The organism is Micromonospora sp. NPDC005299 (assembly GCF_042872345.1).
In the GTDB taxonomy this organism is placed as follows: Bacteria; Actinomycetota; Actinomycetes; order Mycobacteriales; family Micromonosporaceae; genus Micromonospora.
Genome location: NZ_JBIAKG010000011.1, coordinates 117,016 through 133,919, shown reverse-complemented (window position 1 = coordinate 133,919; position 16,904 = coordinate 117,016). Strand labels below are relative to the sequence as shown.

Sequence of the window (16,904 nt, the reverse complement as noted above, 5' to 3'; positions counted from 1 at the left end):
GAGGTTGAGGTTGAGGTTGAGGTTGAGGTTCACTCAGGCCGATTGGGCAATCCAAGGCTGTCGTTTCCCTATAGTCGTCGCCGGCTTGATAAGTCTATTGTCCTGGCATGTGGGTAAGTTCCAGAACTGAGAGCTCGCGATTGATCGTCATGGTCGTGGCGATGAGCCTGGTAGCGACGCTCGTCGCGGCCTGTACCGGCCGAAAGGCCGTTGGTGAGGACACGGCACGGGTGCATGCTGGATCCCCGACGGTGCTCACGGCGGCAGGGGTGACGGTGACGTTGCCCGGCGGTGCGGCGGCCGAGGGTACGACCGCCAAGCTCACCGTCAGCGACGGCGGAGACCTGCCCGAGCTTCCGGACAGCATCCGTGCCATCGGCCACAGTGTCTCGGTGGAGGTGCCTGGCGGCATTGCCAAGCCCGCGACAGTCGTCTTCCCGGCGCCTGCCGGGAGCGTGGACCGCTCCTTGCACCAAGTGGTCGTTTGGCAGGACAACGTTGGCGGGTGGGGATGGGTGCCCACAACGTACGACGCGGGCCAGCGCACCGTTTCTGCGGAGGTGGACCACTTCTCGCGCGGGTTTCTCGGCGGCATCGACGTCAAGAAGTGGGCGAATGACCGCTGGAATTCGTTCCACGACTACATCACTGGCCGGGCGGGGGTGGCCCAGCCGCAGTGCGGTGATGAAGCCGCTGCTCACGCCGGAGGCGTTAAGGTCACCAGCGGCAGCGGCGACCGGGTCAAATGGTGCTTCGGCATCGAAGATGGACGCCGCGTGCTCAAGATCGCGAACAATACCCGGACCTACCTGCAGATGACCTATCCGGCAGGCTGGCGGGTCATAGACGGCGCTTCGGTGAGCTTCGACGCCGGCACGGCCGCTCGGGCGATCGGCGCGGCGGTGTCGGTACCTCGGGGGACAGCGGCCCGCATCGTGGACGGCGGCGGCACGTTGACCCTTACCGTTCCCGCCGGTGCGTCGGGCCGGGTGACTACGGAGACATCTGTCGTGGCGTGGCTAATCTCGGCCATCGCCTTCGGTTTCGAGACCTACGCAGCCGTCGCTGAGGCGGCCGGAAGCACCCTCGGAAAGGCGGCCAAGAGCGCCGCTGACCGGTTCGCCGTGCTGCTCGGCGCCACCGGGCAAGCTACTCCCGAAATCGCGGTATTCAAAAGTTGCCTTAAGGGAGCAAAGGGTCTCGTCAAGCTCGATAGTGCCGAGGTGGCGTGGGACGTTCTCGAGTTCGCTTGGGATTGCGTGCCGGTCTACATGAAATCTCAGCTCGAAGACGTCCAGATTTTCGCCGCCGGCGTGATCCTGTCGATGATTGGTGCGGTCGTCGACGCCATCCTGACCGCCGTGCATCTTCTCGTCACTGGCGGACGTGACCTCTGGGATCACATCGCGAGTCTCGGTGGGAAGAGCGACGTCGTCTACCACATCGTAATCGCCGGCCCATCCACCTCCGAGCCGGCGACGTCGGCGGCACTTGTCGCCTACATCAAGGCAGGCAAAAAGGTTAACACTTCAGCCTATAACGAGGGCGCCTACAACCCGGGCGTACCGTACAGCTACAGCCACGGGAGGCTCCCGTTCACGATGCCGAGCGGCAACATAGTGTGCGCTCTCGACGGGAGCGATAGGACAGACGGGTCGATCATTTGCTTAATCAGCGACTTTTCGTTCAGGCCGCCCCCGCCGAAGAACTGTGGAGACATCGCATATGTGCCCAATGTCATTGGCGTAAACCACAGGGATAGCGTGTATCAAGGAACGTGTACCGGGGGGCAACTGTTAGAGCACTACAGCCACAAGCTTCCCTACGGGAGCTCAATCCTTGATGGCACTGTCGGGTGCCGTAGCGAATCGGTGTTTCTTGCGTGCGCGGATCTCACAACAGGTAAAGGATTTGTTGTCAGCAAGACAGTATTCCGCACGTATGGCGGATGAGGCCGTTTCATCGTGATCATGCTGGTCACGGCGGTGCACCTGCCGAAGACCTCATCCGCCCTGCTAGGAGTCGGTGCGTGGGCGGACGGGAGGGGCCGAATACCGGGTCCCAACAGCGATCGGCCGCGCTCGGCCAGTGCAGCGGTGTGCAGGAGTCGAGACGCGTCGCGTTGCGGCAGAGCAACTCCGCTGCTATCAGCTGTGCCTTTGGGTCGTTCCGACGTTGCAGCGCCGCGTCGATAACGAGCACAGCAGCCTCCGTCGAGATCGCGCCCTTGTCTCCCGACCACAGGTCCACGAGCAGGACCACCGCCAGATCGGCCTGGTCCAGCTTGGTGAGTGCCAGGAGGCCAGAGGCCGCGGACGCCAGGTGGACGTCAACGCTGTCGGCCGGACCGAACAGTGCGCCGGCTCGCTCGGCGGCGGCGGCGTCCAGCTTCAGCCGCCGGGTCTCCTCCTCGTGCTCCTTGCAAAGGCGGTGTTCCGCGCGCTCGTTCTCGTCCCTCAGCCGCCGGTCAGACTGCTCCCTGAGGAGGTATCCGACCAACGTCACGCTGCCGACGAAGAGAACGCCCACGATTGCGATCGCCCCGGATGCGCCGAGCATGCCATGAAGGAGGTACAGCACGGCGGCCTGGGCGAGCCGGCGCACCAGCCGGAACACCGCGTGCCGGTCCCCGATAAAGAAGAGCGCCAGCGTAAGCGTCACACCAAAGAATCCGCCCAGGCCACTCGGACCCGTGATCGGTCGTAGAACCCTCACTACATCACGCGCCACGACGGCTCCTGGCGCTCCACAGTTCGCTCTTAACGCGAGGCGCTTCTTGTTGAAGCTCGAGCGCCGGCCATGCCCGTTGGCTCGCCTCGGCGGCTGGTACCGGCCCACTGCCAGCGACGCTGCCAAGGAGTCCCTCACTGCCGGGGAGCGAGGGTGAAGAAATTGCTCTTCCCAGCGCCGACTGCCCGCGGACTCGGCGGCTAGGTTGGCCTGGTGCACCCGGCCCGCCGGATCTCCGCGGTGATCTCGGCGTCCCGCACTGCCCGCGCCGACGGCACTTCTGCGGCTCCAGCGGGTTTCATCCGTTCTTATGGTCTTGCCCCAACATCCACTCTGCTTTGGCGGCCCGAGGAAGTCCCTTGGGCGCCATCGTGGGAGTCGACGACTACGTGGCCCGTCAAGGCTTTGCGTCCGTGCGATCCTGCGCTTTAGCAAGAAACCACTCGAGGATGGTTTGCCCGGCGAGCACACCGGCCACGGAAGTGGGGGTCACATGCGGCGCGGACCAGCCTGATGCGAACAGCTCACCGTGCCGAGGATGCATGCCGAGATCGGCATTCTCCAGTAGGTCGACGTCGAGCGGTGAGTCGCCCGCCGCGAGCACCGTCCGGGCGTCGACCCGGTCGGCGACCTCCCGAACCGCAGCCGATTTCCTCAGATTCCTGGGCAACCAGTAGAGCTTCCGTCCGTGCAGCGACACGCGCCAGCCGCGCTCGGCGGCCCAACCGGTCGCCTCCATGAGCCAGTCGGCTGGCACCCGCGAGCGGTCGACCTCCGCGTAACAGAACAGGTCCGGCACTATCCGGAGCTTGAGCGTCCATGGCCGGTGCGACGCCTGACCAGCGTGTGCCCACACCTCATCCAGCGAGGCCGCTCCCGCGAGCCGGGTGCGAACCCGCCTGCTCCACGCCCGGTCGGCGTACCCGTCGACGAACAGCAGCCCTCCGTTCGCCGCCACCGCAAACCGATGCGGGTGCCCGGGCAGTCGCACCCGATCCAGCTGCTCGGGAGCGCGCGTGGTCACCGGCATCATGGTCGACATGGCGGACAGCTGCCGCATAAGTCGGCCGGCTCGCGCGGTCATGAACGAGACATCCTCCCCGCGGTGCCGCTCGACGCAGATGAGGGGCGGCTGGTCGCCAACACTTAGGGCCAGGGCGCGTTTCGAGTAGATCAGCGTGCGGTCCAGGTCACTGGCGACAAGTACGCCTCCCGGCTGCCTCATACTCACCTGCACCTCCCTCCACCGTTGGTGCATTAGTGCGGCGCCTCGGCTGGATGAGGCCGACGCAGCGGTACGGAAGGTTGTCCACGATCTCGATGCCGACGCCACGTTGCTCGGCCAACATCCGGATGTGCCGCAGGTCTCTGGCCGCGTCGGGCCGGATTAAGATCTTCCACGGTACGCGGCGCAGCAGCACCCGAGTGGTCTCTCCCACACCGGGTTTGACGAGATTGATGTCGCCGATCCCGTACTCCCGGCTGATCGCCTGGGCCACCCGCCATCCAGCCCAGGTCGGGGACCGGTCCGCGCTTCGCGTCGCCGGCCAGTCGCGGGCGACCGCGTCTGCCACGTTCGGGAACTTAGCGGTAACGGCGTCGAGAAACTGGCCGGATACGTCGACTCCGGCCAGGTGCGAGTAGAATTTCGCGCCGTGGAACTGGCCCGGCCCGATGAGGTCGTCGTTGAGGACGGTCCGCGAAACGAGGCCCGACACGGTCGAATTCAGGCACGCCGACGGCACCAGGCAGTCCTCCCGAGTGCCGTAGATTTCCACGCACCGTCCCGTATCGGCCAGCACGGCTAGGTCCGGCGCGAACCGCTCTCCTTCGGGGAGGCCGAGCTTAACGTTCGCCTTCGCGACCGCGTCGGCGAGTTCGCGAGTGATGGCTCCCTTGCCCGTCCAGCCGTCAACGAACATGATGTCCGACGGTCTATGGTGCGCAGCGAGGTATTCAAGCGCGACCATGTCGATACCCCGGGCACGGACGATGCTGCATGAATAGTGTGGGACGTCGAGCCGGTGCGCGAATCGTGCCCACCGTCGCATGAGCACGCCGACCGGCGTGCCGGCACGGGCAAGCGACACCAAGACGACGTTCTCACCGCGAGCGGCCAGTACCAGCTCCATGACGACGCCGACCGCCCGCGCGAGCTGCGACGCCGACGAGGCGAGCTCATCCTGGAACAGCTGCTGGTACTCGGCGCTCGGCTGATACTCCACGGGTAGCGACGCCGCGTAGTGCGCCCGACCGGACTGGACCGCATCCTCACGTTCCTCGGTGGTGGCCTCCAGCTCGGCCCTAGACAGGTCCGTCAGGAGCCAGGCGACCTCATCGCGGTCATAGCTTCCAAAGCTCGGTCCGTGGAGGGGTTTTGGCAGGCCGGGGGTGGGGGCGGACACAGCATGGGCTCCGGCAGGGGTAGATGGGTCGGCAGAGTCAGCAGATGGACCTGGTCGCAGCAGCCGGCAAGCTGGTCGAGCAACCCGCCTGGGGCATAGAGCTCAGCGGTGTCACCGGCGTCGTCGACGATGAAAAGGATGTCGGTGAACCGACGGGCTCGATCCGACCCGGGTGCCACGTTGTAGGCGAACCGGAGTCCCGGCCCGTCGGCCGGGTCGTCGTGGCTGGGGAAGGTAAGCCGGGTACGGATGGCGTAGCCAGGGTCGTCGACCGCGACCACCGGCGACCGGGTCGTGCTCGAAAAGCGAATGTCGGCGCTGCCGGCCAGCAAGTCCTTGAGCCGCGTGGCGATGAGCAACGGCGCGTACATCAGCTCTTCGAACCCGAGTACGAGGACGCGATCGCCCGTGAACCCGCCGGCAGCATTCTCAGCTACCTCGTTGGCGGCGCCCCGCAGAGCGGCCCGGTCGTGGCGGTTGAACCCGTGTCGGCCACCCTCGCGGACGCCCGTCCACCCGGTCAGCGACAGGCGTCGCGGTGCAGTGCGACCAGTGGGCGAATCGGCGGCCACGTCGTGTTCCCTGACGAGCTGCTGGCCGACCGACGCGGCGTCGGTGGGGAGTTCGAGGTGCCCCTTGGCCAGCGCGACGACGCTGATATCGACCCGGAGAGAGGCCGCCAGCGACGCCATCCGGGCCCTGTCGACCGCAGAGCGGAGGTCGACCAGAGTGGCGATCACGTATCGAGATCGGGGCGCCCGGGCATGCAGGGCGACGATCGTGTTCAGCGCGGTCTTCCCGGTGGAGAGCTCGTCGTCGACGAGCAGCAGCGGGCCACCGCGCGCCAGCATCGTCGCGTCCTCGGGAAACAGCAGGTGGCGGGTGGCATGGCTATGTTCCTCCTCGAACCCGCCGGCCTCGGGCAGCCCGGGCGGGCGGCGGCGGGTGGAGTGCAGGTAGTCCGCCCCTAGGGCGTCGGCGACGGCATGTCCGAGCGCCGTAGCGGTCTCCGCGTAGCCGAGCACGGTCACGGACTCGGCAATTAACCGCCAGCCGGCAGGCGGCCTGTCCGCATGCTCGGCGCACCGGCGCAGAAGCGCGAGGGCGGCATCCGGTGAGCCCTTGAGCGCGGACCTGAGCAAGGCGGCACCTGCCTCGGCGACCCCGCTGTCCCGCCCGCAGATGAAGTCAGCGGCCAGGGCGCCGAGGAGGCGACCCGCGCCGTACACGATCGCCGGGTCCGTCGGCACGTGCTTACCGAGCACGGACGAAACAAGCAGGTGGGTGCGGCGGGGGTTGCGCCGGAGTGCCAGCCCTACCAGGTCGGTCAGGGCCAGCGGGGACGCGGGCGAGTCGGTGGCAAGGCTCAACCGCAGCCGATCGACGACCCACTTGCCGCCCCAGCCGTTGCTCACCGCTGCAGTCCCGCCGCCAGCAGGTCGACGAACGAGACATCCTCGTTGGCAACGCCAAACACCTGCGCACGCTGTACGATCCGCTCGGCCCATGCGGTGTGCGGCTTGCTCTCGTTCATCTTGTTCCGATACGCCGACGCGCTCACGCCGCCCCGGGCCCGGGTACCGAGAATGTCTGCGGCGTCGCAGTACTCCTCGTGCGTCACAACCGACAGCGCGTGCACGACGGCGATGTGACCCGGGTGGATGACGGTCTTGCCGGTCAGGCCATTGGCCTTATCCAGCGCGACCTCGCGGATGAGGCCGTCGAGATCCTTGGCGATCAGCTCGGCTCTGAGTGCCCGCTCGGCGGGTTCGACGAACGGCGACTCCCGCAGCTGTGGCTTGAACATGCGCTCCGCGCCGGAGAAGTACTCCCACACCGGTCCGGTGACCACGAACCTGCTGCTGTCCCGGACGCGGGCCAGGACGTTGACCACATCGGCGATGAGGTCGGCGATTACGCGCACGTCATACACCGAGAGGTCCCGGGAACGGCGAAGCCCATACGCCGCGGACAGGTCCGTGGCGCCGATCCGGACAGCGAGGATGTGGTCCCGGTACTTGGCCAGCAGCCGCCGCACGCCGAGAAGTGCGTCGGTCCGTGACTCCGCGAAGATGACATCCGGGGACTCGAGGACCGGCATCGCGAGAAGTCGGCGGCCGAGCGTCGTGCTGGCTTCGGTGATGGCGTCGAGGAACGCCGGGCCGGTCTCCTCGGTGAACTTCGGCAGCACGAATCCGGACAGGGCGCGGGCGTGCTCCTTGAGGCCCGCCACGATCATGGGGATCTGGTGTGCTCCCCGGACCCGGACGAAGATCAATGGCCCATCCGCGCCGGTCGCGGCGTACGCGCGGAGCTGCGCAACGACATTCACCTCCGCGGCAGGGACGTCCTCATCGGCGATCGCGTCCTCCAGGCACACCACGACGCTGATCAGGCCTTGCGCGGCGCGCCGGGCCAGGTCGGCTGCGAGCTGTGGCCGGGTCGCCGGACAGTAGAGCGTCGCGCCGAGCGCGACGGCGATCACGCCGAGCTCCTCATCGGAGGTGAAGTGCTGCGGAGCACGGAAGAATAGGCGCTCCCGCTCAGGGTCGGACAGGAAGTCGTAGTGCCGCATCGTTGGTTCCCCCGTTCGTTGCTGCTGACACCGGTTGAGCCTGTCTGCTCACGTCCCGGATCTCACCCGAGGGGGGTGTGCCCGTCGAGCCAGGTAATGCGGTCAAATCCGTAGGCTCGACAGGCGTCGCGCACCGATCCGCCGACCGTTTCCAGCTCGGAGCGGAGGACGAACTCTCCGCGGATGTTGTACAGCGAGAGGATCACGCGCACGCCGCGGGACGAAGGCCCCTCGAGGGGCACCTCGATCCGGGCGCCGCCGAAGGTCGTGACGACGAGGGCGCCGCCCCAGTGCAGCACCACCCCTCGCTCGGAGTACCCGTAGACGATCAAGCGTTCGATCTCCCGGGACTGCCGCAGGTCAAGGCTGACCTGGTCGTGGCGGTCCCGGTGCGCGGCGATCACCGGGCGCGTCGACCTGCGGGGGGCCCAACCCCTGCCGTCGGCCTGCTGCACCGTCGACGTCTCCCCGGAGCGCAGCTGGTAGGCACAGCCGAGCCGGACATCGCCCACCTCCTCCGCGCATCGCGCCTGCATGGTGAGCGCACCGATGCCGGACTGAAGCCGCGTCAGGGTCAGGGTCGGCGCGGTCGAGGTGAGCACCGTGGTACCGGCCTGTGTCCGGGCGACGGGGCGCGTACGGAGTGGCCGGGCATCTGGTTGCGGTGCCGGCGCGGGCGGCGGAGGTGCCGCCGGGGACAGGTCGAGCAGGGCCCTGCCCCACGTGGGTAGCGCCGGTCGCGCTGGCGCCGGGTCCGCTCGCCGGTCAAGACAGCCGCTCCGCTGGGTCGGAAGGCCGGCGAGCAGGTCGCTGGCCGCCGCCGCGGCCCTCGGGCCGGCTACCGGGATGGCCCGACGACGCAGAAACGGCAGGTCATCCCGGCTCGATGCGTCGCGAGGATCTGGAATGCTCACAGGTTCACCCCGTAGTCGGCGGCGATACCGGCGATGCCGCTGGCGTAGCCTTCGCCAATAACCTTGAACTTCCACTCAGCGTCGCGCCGGTAGACCTCGCCGAGCGCGATCGCGGTCTCGCTGGTCAGCCACCGTGCCAGATTCTCCGACCGGACGAGTTCCCGGTTGTCGGCCAGGTTCATCACCCGGATTCCGCAGTTCTTCAACTGCCCGAGTGCCCGGCGGCGGACGGGACCTTCGTTGAGGTACAGGACCACCACGATCCGGCTGATTCCGGCCGGGACACGGTCGAGGTCTATCTCGATCTGTTCGTTGTCCGCGCCGAGCACCTCCTCCAGCTGCCGGACCGACAGGTCCGGGGAGGTCAGCTGGTTGAAGAACACGAAATGGTCGTCGGAGACGGCCCGGCTGGCGGAGTCGCAGAGGATGGTCGCCGTCACCAGGTTCTCCGCGAGGACGACCTCGGAGGCGGCGTCCCAGGAAACCCCGACCACGATCCCGGTCATGCCGGGTATCTCGCGAGTGAGGGCCGCGTTGGCCCCGCGCTTCATCACTGCCATCAGATCTCTAGGTCCGATCGGGAAAACTTCGTACGTAGGAACTTGCCCTGCGTCATGAGGGCGTCCGCATCCTGGGCCCACGTCGCGGCGAGCAGCTCCCCGGCCGAGTCGAGCAGCGAATCGAGCTGATCCCGAAGGGATTCGACCGGGGTCGGACCGGCGGCCAGCGGCACATCGAGCTGGCTGGGATCAACGGCCAGGAACCGCCTCAACGTCGTCGGCAGGTAGTCCCCAACCGTGGCCTTGACCGAGATGACCGCGTACACGTCGAGGGCGCGGACCTCGGAGCTGTCGATGATCTCCCGCAAAATGTCGGTGATCCGGCGGGCGATCACCACGGACTCCCCGGGCAGCCGGCCCGAGCTCTGGTTGATGTAGCGGATCAGCTCCGCCAGCTGCCCGCGCAGCTCTGTCGGGCTGTCCTCCGGTGACGCTGTTGGTGGCGTCTGGGCCACCTCCCGCCCGCGCCGGAACCAGGTCATCATCCCGCGTCCTACTCTTCCAGCTGCTCGACTTCAGGACCCCAGCTGGGCGGCGGCGCCCTCACCGCGGCGGGTCCGCTCCAGGTACGGCCGCGCGCGCTCGATCTGCCCCTCCAGCGCGTGCACCGTCTGCGCCATGCTCTCCACCGCCTGGCTGCGAAACGTGTCGAGGGCGTCCATCGTCTGGAAAATGTTGTCGAAGGCGGCCTGGAGTTTGCCGAGCTCAACCGTGGAGCTCGCCGCCTGCTGGCTGATCTGCGCACCCTGCATCCGCAGCTGCGCGGAGGTGGACTCGATGAGGTCGGAGGTCACCGTGTTCAACGCCGTGATCTGGTCGAGCACGAGTTTCTGCCGGGCCAGCGCCTGCGCCACGATGACCGCGGTGCGCAGCGCCGCGACAGTAGTGGTCTGCGCCCGGTCAACCCCCTTGATCAACTCGACGTTGTTCTTTCGGACGAGGTCGAGCGCCAGGTATCCCTGCACCGCGACCGCCATCTGAGTCATGATGTCCTGCCGCCGCTGCCGAATCGGGAACAGGGCATCGGATCGCAGGGTGTTAGCGTCCTCGCTCTTGCCGGTCGCCTCCAGCGCGGCCACCTTGGCTTCGACCGCCGCGTCGAGGGCCGCCGCCAGCTCGTTGTACTCGGCGAGCTTGGCCATCATGGCCCACATGTTCGCCTTCTCGGTCTCGATGCTCGCGTTGTCCTTGCGCAACTCGTCCTGGCCGGACTCGAGCGCCTTAATGATCGCGTTCAGATGACTCTGTGCGGACTGATACCGCGCAAAGTACCGCTGAAGCCGGTCGCCGCCGGGCAGAAACCTGAGGACCTTCCTCGCCCCGTTCAGGTCGGCGCGGCCCGGGTCAAGCTCGGTGACCGTGGACCGCAGCGCGGCCAGGGTGTTCGCGACGCGCGTCTGCGCGTCACTACCACCCCGCCCACGCCCGGAGCTCAGCACGGCGGCTGGTCGCTCCAGCATCCGGTTGGACACACTCGCCGACGCGCGCATCTCGCGCTCGCCCATCGAGGTAATGGCGTTCACCTTGTCGCTGAACGCGGGTGAGCGCATGTCCAGCGCGGCGAGTTCCGCGACGAAAGCCTCCGCCCTGGTGAGCAGTTCACGCTGCTTGGCGCTGTCCACGGTGACCGCGCCGGCCGCCTGCTCCTTGTCCACCACAACGACAGGTGCCGGTGGGGTGAGGACCAACGAGCCACCCGGGGCAGCGGGGACAGCTTCCGTGCCGGAGCTGCCGAGGTCGAGTTCGGACATCGCCGATACTCCTTCACAAAACTTTCGGGCTGACGGTGGAGTACTAGACGGACCAATGCCGGCGTCTCAGAGATGCGCAGCCATCGCCGGCAGAAGGTCACGGAAGGTTCGTCCAGAGGCCGGAGCGCCGATCGCCGTCATCGACCATTCCTGCTCTTCGCGAACCAGCTTCGCCATGATCTGGGCGGTGTGTCGGCCCGAGCCAGTCAGGTCGTACCGGGCAACTTCCTGTCCGGTTGACTCGTCGATCAACCGACAGAACGCATTCTCGATCTGCGAGAAGTCCTGACCGGTGAACGAGTTTACGGTGAAGATCAGCGTTCTGACGCTGGCAGAAAGACGAGAGAGGTCCACCATGATCGACTCGTCGTCGCCGTCCCCCGCACCGGTCAGGTTGTCGCCGGTGTGCCGCACCGCGCCGTCGCGGCTTTTCAACTGCCGGAACCAAACCTGGTCGACCAGCTCACCTCGTGCGCTGAAGAGCAGGCAGGAGGCATCGAGATCAATGGTCTGCTTCCTGGTGCCGAACAGGCCCTTCTTGGGTGCGGCATCCCAACCCAGGCCCATGCGGACCCGTGTCAGGGTGCCACCGCCGGCCTTGGCCAGAGAGACCTTCTGCCCCTTGCTCAAACTGACCGTCATGTTGTTGTCCCTTCCTCTCATGCTGCCCTCAGGCGGAATCGATGGCGTGTCAACCTCTGATGCGCGAGGAGCTCACGCTACTTGCGGCCCGGCTTCCAGTTCATTCCCCAGCCGTACGCGCGGTCGAGGTGGCTCTGGCCACCGTCGACGTACCTGACCTCGCGGCGAACGGACAGATCACCATTGGCCGACTCGAGCATGGCGATAGCGCAGATCCGGGCTCCGTCACGGGCCTCGTCCAAGCGCACCTCGACCTGCTGGCCGCTGGCCGCATACAGGGTCACCACGCCGTCCGCGGCGGCCCAGTTCGGGATCCCGTCGTAGATGAAGGCGAACACCAGAATCCGTCGGATTTGAGCTGCGTAGGCGAGGTTGATGAACAGGTTCTCACCAGCGTTGTTCGCCCCGGACCGGTCGTCCCCGTCGAGCCAGATCACCCGCTCCCGAACGCTGTGCGGCCGAGCGTCGAAGGCCCTCCCCAGCGCTTGGACGACGCCCTTGGATCCGTCGGTGAACTCATACAGACAGCCCAGGTCCAGGTCGATCGGACTAGCAGTTCGCTGTCCGAAGATTCCGCCGCTGCGCCCAGCCGGGCGCGCATTCCAGTTCAGATTGACCCTCAGCACGCCATTGGTGGACCCCTGCTTGGTCAAAGACACCACCGGAGCAGCCTTGGTCAGAGTGACCTTCGACAGCTGCACCGGTGCGCCCTGGTCTCGGGCCGCAGGCGGCGAGAGGCTCTTTGGCCGCTTGGTGTAATCGATCGCCATAGTTCCTAACTCCTTCTTCCGAGCCAGCGCCCGGCAGGGCGGCTCGTGATTGGCGTGAGAGCGCGGCTGGGCCGGTCGTCAGACCCGCGTGAGCTCGCGAGATTCGGCGTCCTCCCCATCGGTGTTAGAGCTACGACGGTTACGCACGATCGATGAGACGAAGGCGGCAGCGATGAGGCCCACGCCGATAAGGCCAGTGACGACCTCGGGAATCTCAACCTTGATCGTGCACAACAACATCACGGCCAACGCACCGATAGCCCACTGAGCCCCGTGCTCCAGGTAGACGTACTCGCTGAGCGTGCCCTGGCGGACCAGAAAGACCGTCAGCGACCGGACGAAGAGCGCGCCGATGCCGAGGCCGATCGCCATGATGATCGGATCGGACGTGATGGCGAAGGCACCGATGACCCCATCGAAGCTGAAGGAAGCGTCGAGGAGTTCCAAATAGAGGAACGAGAAGAACGCCGCCTTGCCCACCTTCGCCGCGACCTGGCCGATACCTCCGCGGTTGGCCGCCTGTTCGATCCGTTCTGCGCCGCCGTGAATGCCGGGCAGGTCCTGCACCTCGTCGCTGTTCTCATCGGACTCGAACAGCTCGCCGAGTCCGTTCACCAAGATGTAGGTAACCATGCCTAGAATGCCCGCGATCAGGACGGTGGCGGTCTTCCCCTCGGGCGCGAACGTGTAGGCGACCACCGCGAGCGCCACCATCGTCACGACGACGGAAAGTTGGTCGAGCTTGCCGATGCGAGCCAGTGGTCGCTCCAGCCAGGACAGCCACTTGATCTCGCGCTCCTCGAAGATAAAATCGAGAAACAGCATCAACAGGAATGCCCCCCCGAAGGCCGCGATCGCCGGGTGCGCCTGGTGCATCAGGTACCCGTAGGTCCCAGGGACATCCGGGTCGCCCTTCTCGAGGGCAAGAGTGATTGCCTCGGTCGGGGACAGCTTCGCCGTGACACCGACGACGATGAGCGGGAATGCCATCCGCATGCCGATAACGGCGATCGCAATGCCGAGAGTCAGGAAGAGCTTTTGCCAGAAGGGACTCATCCTCTCCAGCACAGTCGCGTTCACCACGGCATTGTCGAAGGACAGCGAGACCTCCAGGACAGCCAAGATCGCCGCGATCGCCAAGGCGGCGGGACCGCCATAGATCAGGGCTGCGGCGAGGCCCACGGCGGTGAGGGCGAACGACCCCCCGAAGGTTTTCAACAGCACGTCTCTTCCTTTATTTTGCAGGGACCATATTCATGGCTACTAGGGCTCTGCCTGAATAGCCCATCGGATGGATGCGCCGCATTCGCCGTTCGTCGCCGAACACGACGCACCATCCACGGATAGAGCAGTAACAGAAGTACGGGACTAGCCGATATTGACCCCGAAATCGCGAGCGATACCTGCCAAGCCCGAAACGTAGCCTTGACCGACTGCGCGGAACTTCCAGTCGCCACCGTGACGATAGAGCTCACCGAAGATCATCGCCGTCTCGGTCGACGCATCCTCGGACAGGTCGTAGCGCGCGAGCTCTGCACCATCGGTCTGGTTGAGGATGCGGATGTAGGCGTTGCGAACCTGGCCGAAAGACTGGCCACGGCTGGCGGCGTCGTAGATCGAGACGGTGATCACGATTCTGTCGACCTCCGCCGGCACCCCGGCAAGGTTAATCTTGATCGACTCGTCGTCGCCCTCGCCTTCACCGGTCAAGTTGTCGCCGGTGTGCTCGACGGAACCGTCGGGGCTTACGAGGTTATTGAAGAAAACGAAATGCTTGTCCGAGAGGATCTTGCCCGAGGAATCGAGGATCAGCGCGCTTGCATCCAGGTCGAAGGCTGCTCCGCTCGTCGTTCGGGCATCCCAGCCCAGCCCGGCGACCACCGCCGTCAGGCCTGGAGCCTGCTTGGAAAGAGAGACATTACCGCCCTTGCTGAGGCTGACACTCATGTAAATCCTCCTGAGATTTCTTTGCGGCGGCAACAAATCTGCCGCCTGTTTTGCATCAAACAAACCTGTGACGGCCGGAACGGAACCCGATTTCAGGATCCCCTGTTGGCCCGCCTAGAGCCCGTCCTGCTCCAGGTTCGGCAACCGAAATTGGTTTCCCCACGTCGCTTACGAGCTACCAGCCCGCTTAATGTCGGCCGGCTGAGCTGACCGTCCCACTGGTGCCCGCCGGACGGAGTTCAGACGTTGACGCCGAAATCGCGGGCGATGCCCGCCAGTCCCGAGGCATAGCCCTGGCCCACGGCCCGGAATTTCCACTCGGCGCCGTGCCGGTACAGTTCGCCGAAGACCATAGCGGTCTCCGTCGAGGCGTCCTCAGACAGGTCGTAGCGCGCGATCTCCGAATTGTCAGCCTGGTTCACGACCCGAATGAACGCATTCCGGACCTGGCCAAACGTCTGACCACCCGCGTCCGCGTTGTAAATCGAGACAGGAAAGACAATCTTCTCAATCTCGTTCGGCACACCGACGAGATTCACCTTAATTTGCTCATCGTCGCCGGCGCCCTCGCCGGTAAGATTGTCACCGGTGTGTTCGATCGAACCATCCGGGCTCACAAGGTTGTTGAAGAACACGAAATGCTTATCGGAAAGCGCCTTGCCCCCGCCGTTGCAGCCGATGGCACTGGCATCCAGGTCGAAATCCTGGCCGTCGGTGGTACGGGCATCCCAGCCGAGACCGATGGTGACGGCGGTCAGACCGGGGGCTTGCTTGGTGAGCGAAACGTTTCCGCCCTTGGTAAGGCTGACTCCCATGGACTCTCCCCCACTTTTTTCGCAAGCGCCTTCGCCTGCATGTTCGATTCATCGCCGCCTGGTTGGCGGCGGGCTTGATGCTAGGTAGCGGACGCAACACGCGGCGGTGGCCAACCCGGCTCCTGCTGGAGCCGTTGCCGGTATGCAGATGATGCACTCGCGCGTCGTGGAGCTTCTAATGAGGACAGCGAGCTTGCCGAGGTGCAGGACCGTCCCTGATGAAGTCAGGCCGGCTCAAGTCGTCGGCCTGCTGACCGGCATGCCCAGTGATGACTAGCGGGTCCTCGCTCGAAGCAGGATCGACGGGCGCCCTCGCCAGCGGCGGGTAGCGAGTCGACCACCACGCAGCGGGGCACGCCAAAGGGAAAGGCAGTCCAGACCAGCCTTCCTGCATCCCCTCGACCGCGAACACAATCTCCAGCCCCGCAAGCATGTCTTCACCCCCCCACGGCTCCTGCACACTACCGCCCCCAGTCCCGGCCACGGGACTTGACTTAAGCAACCGATCAGGTGACTAAGGCTCACCCGTCTGTGATGTCAATCGCCCTGAACGCCGATATTGCCTCAAGCAACCATCTCAATCGGAACGTCAGCTTGGTGGATTCCCACGTTGAGGCCAGGACGTACCGGTTGGACTACAAAGCCTCGACCGCGCAGTGGCATGCCGAACGCCGAGCCCGCCGGCCGAAGACCGCGAAGCTGCTGCCCAATGAGCTTTTCCAAGCTGATCTTGCAGTTTAGGGCGGGTGTGGCAGACCCGGTGATCGATGGGTGCGAGGCTCCAGGTAGGACAGCTGTCGACCAAGACTCGAAGCCCCGACCGGGAGCCTCGCCATGCTGTCCTACCCCGCCACGATTCCGTTGTCCAGCCGCACCCTAGACCACCTCGCCGAGCGCATCCGCGGCCACCCCAAGCAGCGCCGATCCCGGTGGCGGCGCCTCGACCCCGGTCGGCAGGCGCTGCTCGGTCTCGCCCACCTGCGTAACGGCGACACCTACACCCGACTTTCGGCCGGCTTTCAGATCGGCGTCGCCACCGCCTGGCGCTACGTGCAGGAAGCGATAGCCCTGCTCGCGATGGCCGCCAACGACCTGGCCACCGCCATGGAACGGATCCGCCAGCTGGCGTACGCGATCCTGGACGGCACCCTGATTCCGATCGACCGGGTCGCCGACCAGCGGCCGTACTACTCCGGGAAACACAAGCACCACGGCGTGAACGTGCAGGTCATCGCCGATGCCGCTGGCCGGCTCGTCTGGGCTTCACCGGCGCTGCCCGGTTCGGTCCATGACCTGACCGCAGCCCGAACCCACGGCATCATCGACGCGCTGAGCAGTGCAGACGTGATGACCTTCGCCGATAAGGGCTACCAAGGAGCCCGCGGCAGCGTGCGCAGTCCGTTCAAGCGGCGCCGCTTCCGGCCGAAGCTGTCACGCAGGCAGAAGGCCGTGAACCGCGCCCACGCGAAAATCCGCGCCCGCGGCGAACGCGCGATCGCCACCCTCAAGACCTGGAAGATCCTAACCAAGCTGCGCTGCTGCCCACGGCGAGCGACCCCGATCGTGCAGGCCATCCTCGTTCTGCACCGCGTCGAAACCAACCGCTACGCAGGATGAAAAAGGCTCAAGGTAGACGGCACTTGGCAGACAAGTCAACAAGTCGTTGGAGGCGCGCACGAGACAGGCGGTATGTAGGCTTGAGTCCTAATTGAGACGTGAACTCGGGACAGTCAGGTGCTCACGCAGAGCCGTAACAACCAAAAAGCTGCCTTGGCGCCCGCAAAGTCGGGGCACC

16 protein-coding genes are annotated in these 16,904 nt (G+C 65.8%); 2 read left to right on the top strand and 14 right to left on the bottom strand.

Annotated elements, in window-relative coordinates; all coding sequences use genetic code 11:
- Positions 1–155 precede the first annotated feature (155 nt).
- On the top strand, positions 156–1,952 hold the full coding sequence (locus tag ACFYPD_RS26905; RefSeq protein ID WP_387119072.1) for a hypothetical protein: 1,797 nt from the start codon (positions 156–158) through the stop codon (positions 1,950–1,952).
- Positions 1,953–1,977: 25 nt separating this feature from the next.
- On the opposite strand, the gene ACFYPD_RS26900 is transcribed toward ACFYPD_RS26905, so the two are convergent.
- From ACFYPD_RS26900 to ACFYPD_RS26835, 14 genes are all read right to left on the bottom strand, one after another.
- Complete coding sequence (locus ACFYPD_RS26900; protein ID WP_387119069.1) at positions 1,978–2,661, bottom strand: hypothetical protein; 684 nt, start codon at positions 2,659–2,661, stop codon at positions 1,978–1,980.
- Positions 2,662–3,127: 466 nt separating this feature from the next.
- On the bottom strand, positions 3,128–3,961 hold the full coding sequence (locus ACFYPD_RS26895; RefSeq protein WP_387119066.1) for a hypothetical protein: 834 nt from the start codon (positions 3,959–3,961) through the stop codon (positions 3,128–3,130).
- Positions 3,921–5,135, bottom strand: a complete 1,215-nt coding sequence (locus tag ACFYPD_RS26890) for a cysteine protease StiP family protein (RefSeq protein WP_387119063.1) — start codon at positions 5,133–5,135, stop codon at positions 3,921–3,923. Before ACFYPD_RS26890 ends, ACFYPD_RS26895 begins: the two co-directional genes overlap by 41 nt.
- Positions 5,048–6,550, bottom strand: coding sequence for a phosphoribosyltransferase family protein (locus ACFYPD_RS26885; protein ID WP_387119060.1), 1,503 nt, complete (start codon positions 6,548–6,550; stop codon positions 5,048–5,050). Before ACFYPD_RS26885 ends, ACFYPD_RS26890 begins: the two co-directional genes overlap by 88 nt.
- The gene (locus ACFYPD_RS26880) at positions 6,547–7,710 is read right to left on the bottom strand and encodes an HpcH/HpaI aldolase/citrate lyase family protein (protein WP_387119057.1); all 1,164 of its coding nucleotides are present in this window, start codon (positions 7,708–7,710) and stop codon (positions 6,547–6,549) included. The genes ACFYPD_RS26885 and ACFYPD_RS26880 overlap by 4 nt, the downstream gene beginning before the upstream one ends.
- Before the next feature lie 62 nt (positions 7,711–7,772).
- Positions 7,773–8,312, bottom strand: coding sequence for a hypothetical protein (locus ACFYPD_RS26875; protein ID WP_387119054.1), 540 nt, complete (start codon positions 8,310–8,312; stop codon positions 7,773–7,775).
- 308 nt (positions 8,313–8,620) lie between these two features.
- A complete protein-coding gene (locus ACFYPD_RS26870; RefSeq protein ID WP_387119392.1) occupies positions 8,621–9,175 on the bottom strand; it encodes a TerD family protein in 555 nt (184 codons plus the stop codon).
- 8 nt (positions 9,176–9,183) lie between these two features.
- Entirely contained in the window at positions 9,184–9,669 is a 486-nt protein-coding gene (locus ACFYPD_RS26865; protein ID WP_387119051.1) for a hypothetical protein, read from the bottom strand.
- A 30-nt stretch (positions 9,670–9,699) separates the two neighbouring features.
- Positions 9,700–10,935, bottom strand: a complete 1,236-nt coding sequence (locus ACFYPD_RS26860; RefSeq protein WP_387119048.1) for a toxic anion resistance protein — start codon at positions 10,933–10,935, stop codon at positions 9,700–9,702.
- Between the two features lie 66 nt (positions 10,936–11,001).
- A complete protein-coding gene (locus ACFYPD_RS26855) occupies positions 11,002–11,577 on the bottom strand; it encodes a TerD family protein (protein ID WP_387119045.1) in 576 nt (191 codons plus the stop codon).
- 77 nt (positions 11,578–11,654) lie between these two features.
- Positions 11,655–12,347 carry a hypothetical protein gene (locus ACFYPD_RS26850; protein ID WP_387119042.1) on the bottom strand — a complete coding sequence of 231 codons (693 nt, stop codon included), beginning with the start codon at positions 12,345–12,347 and terminating at the stop codon, positions 11,655–11,657.
- 78 nt (positions 12,348–12,425) lie between these two features.
- Positions 12,426–13,571 carry a DUF475 domain-containing protein gene (locus tag ACFYPD_RS26845; RefSeq protein ID WP_387119039.1) on the bottom strand — a complete coding sequence of 382 codons (1,146 nt, stop codon included), beginning with the start codon at positions 13,569–13,571 and terminating at the stop codon, positions 12,426–12,428.
- A gap of 144 nt (positions 13,572–13,715) precedes the next feature.
- The gene (locus tag ACFYPD_RS26840; protein ID WP_387119036.1) at positions 13,716–14,294 is read right to left on the bottom strand and encodes a TerD family protein; all 579 of its coding nucleotides are present in this window, start codon (positions 14,292–14,294) and stop codon (positions 13,716–13,718) included.
- 239 nt (positions 14,295–14,533) lie between these two features.
- On the bottom strand, positions 14,534–15,109 hold the full coding sequence (locus tag ACFYPD_RS26835; RefSeq protein WP_387119033.1) for a TerD family protein: 576 nt from the start codon (positions 15,107–15,109) through the stop codon (positions 14,534–14,536).
- An 834-nt stretch (positions 15,110–15,943) separates the two neighbouring features.
- Here ACFYPD_RS26835 and ACFYPD_RS26830 point away from each other — a divergent pair.
- Positions 15,944–16,726, top strand: coding sequence for a transposase family protein (locus tag ACFYPD_RS26830; protein ID WP_387119031.1), 783 nt, complete (start codon positions 15,944–15,946; stop codon positions 16,724–16,726).
- Positions 16,727–16,904: the final 178 nt, after the last annotated feature.

Bases quoted from the DNA above. Each gene is read 5' to 3' on its own strand.
- ACFYPD_RS26880 (WP_387119057.1), bottom strand. From the start codon at position 7,710: ATGCGGCACTACGACTTCCTGTCCGACCCTGAGCGGGAGCGCCTATTC.
- ACFYPD_RS26870 (WP_387119392.1), bottom strand. From the start codon at position 9,175: ATGAAGCGCGGGGCCAACGCGGCCCTCACTCGCGAGATACCCGGCATG.
- ACFYPD_RS26865 (WP_387119051.1), bottom strand. From the start codon at position 9,669: ATGATGACCTGGTTCCGGCGCGGGCGGGAGGTGGCCCAGACGCCACCA.
- ACFYPD_RS26860 (WP_387119048.1), bottom strand. From the start codon at position 10,935: ATGTCCGAACTCGACCTCGGCAGCTCCGGCACGGAAGCTGTCCCCGCT.
- ACFYPD_RS26855 (WP_387119045.1), bottom strand. From the start codon at position 11,577: ATGACGGTCAGTTTGAGCAAGGGGCAGAAGGTCTCTCTGGCCAAGGCC.
- ACFYPD_RS26850 (WP_387119042.1), bottom strand. From the start codon at position 12,347: ATGGCGATCGATTACACCAAGCGGCCAAAGAGCCTCTCGCCGCCTGCG.
- ACFYPD_RS26840 (WP_387119036.1), bottom strand. From the start codon at position 14,294: ATGAGTGTCAGCCTCAGCAAGGGCGGTAATGTCTCTCTTTCCAAGCAG.
- ACFYPD_RS26835 (WP_387119033.1), bottom strand. From the start codon at position 15,109: ATGGGAGTCAGCCTTACCAAGGGCGGAAACGTTTCGCTCACCAAGCAA.
- ACFYPD_RS26830 (WP_387119031.1), top strand. From the start codon at position 15,944: ATGCTGTCCTACCCCGCCACGATTCCGTTGTCCAGCCGCACCCTAGAC.